The sequence below is a fragment of the Vibrio sp. B181a genome (genome assembly GCF_030248375.1).
In the GTDB taxonomy this organism is placed as follows: Bacteria; Pseudomonadota; Gammaproteobacteria; order Enterobacterales; family Vibrionaceae; genus Vibrio; species Vibrio campbellii.
In genome coordinates, this window is record NZ_JAHGAD010000116.1 from 1 (window position 1) to 1413 (window position 1413).

Genomic DNA, 1413 nt, shown 5'->3' on the forward strand with positions numbered 1-1413 from the left:
TAATGCCGTTCGGATAAGCATTAATGCTTATATCTAAATGGATATTTTGTAGGGACAAAAAGGACTGAACGTGGATACGTTCGGTCCTTTCTTTTATCCGGTAAAATGAAGTGACTTATGCTTTCCCTCATTTGCTTGAGTTTGCTCGGTAGAGTTCCATCAGGACTAAGTGCCAACCAACGTAACTGGGTATCTATTAAGTTTATTGCCGCTGTAAAGCTAACTCTAGTTGGGCTTACATCAGCGTCTTGAGCAATATGAATCATCTCTAAGCGCACCAAATTGTACGCTAGCAGTATTCCCCAGAGCTCTTGCCTAACACCAACAGCAAAACGACTTCTCAAGGTAACCTCGCTTTGTAGCTGAGTTTGCTTTATCTCACCGTAACCTTCTTCTATTTCCCAGCGTTGCCAATAGACAGCTAATAAATCTTCTAATGAGTACTTCTTAGGGTCAACAAGGGAAGTTATAAAGCCTTCAATTTCACCTTTTGGGTCTTTATAGAGGATGAGACGTGCCTGCCAATGAGTCGGCAAATTAGGGTTATTACGCTGAGCTTGTGGTGAGATAGGCATAGAAATAAGCATGTCGTTTTCAGCAAAGTGCTCTACAACTTCATACCTTAATTTCCGTTTTACGGGGGTTAGCCAGTGACTATTGGAGGCTGCTGCATTCCACGATATCAACAAGTCGGCGGAAAAGTAGCAACGATCAAACAATGTAAGCGAGTTGGCTGGCACGTCTGCTAATAATCTGTGTGCTAACGTTACCTCGCCAACCTGACAAGCATCGAATGCAGCCCCCACCATAAAGCGTGTCTCGGTCGCCATCAGGCCGACCAAGCGAAGTTGAGGGTAAGGTTTATGTTTTTGAGAAATGAATCCAAATGCTTGCGCATTGTCTTCTGAATCTTGACAACGAAAAGTTGTACCATCCACGGCCATGATGCTTAGCCCTAGCACCTTATCTTTTACTAGTGCGTCGCTCTCCCAAGCCGCCACAGAGGTTTTAAATAAAGCGGCAAGAGGGGCCTCATCTAAACGTCGCCTAGAGTCAGTTAGCACACTAGGTGCAACACGAGACCATGTATTCTGAGGTTCGGGTTGAAGAGCTAAGTCAAGAGAACTACACACTTCCTTAATTGATTTGTTCCGCTGCAGTCCCATCCAAATAACAAGCCAAACCGCTTGTTGCGCTGGTAAACGTCGTCTCCTAATACTTGCTTTAGATGTATCAAGCAAAGCTTGCTCTATCCATTCAAGTTGAATGGCATTAACTACAGACTCGTAGTTTTTACCATCCTCTATCGTTCACAAAAAACGGAGCTCGAAAAGCTCCGTTTTTTAGTATTTAGCGAGTGCTAAATAGTATTGTACTAGTCCAGTATTAACTGGCCCACTTGAGCGATCACCT

1 protein-coding gene is annotated in these 1413 nt (G+C 43.9%); it reads right to left on the bottom strand.

The genetic code is table 11. From position 1 onward, the window contains the following. Positions 1–20: 20 nt before the first annotated feature. Complete coding sequence (locus KIO97_RS26025; RefSeq protein WP_285384361.1) at positions 21–1307, bottom strand: IS4 family transposase; 1287 nt, start codon at positions 1305–1307, stop codon at positions 21–23. Positions 1308–1413: the final 106 nt, after the last annotated feature.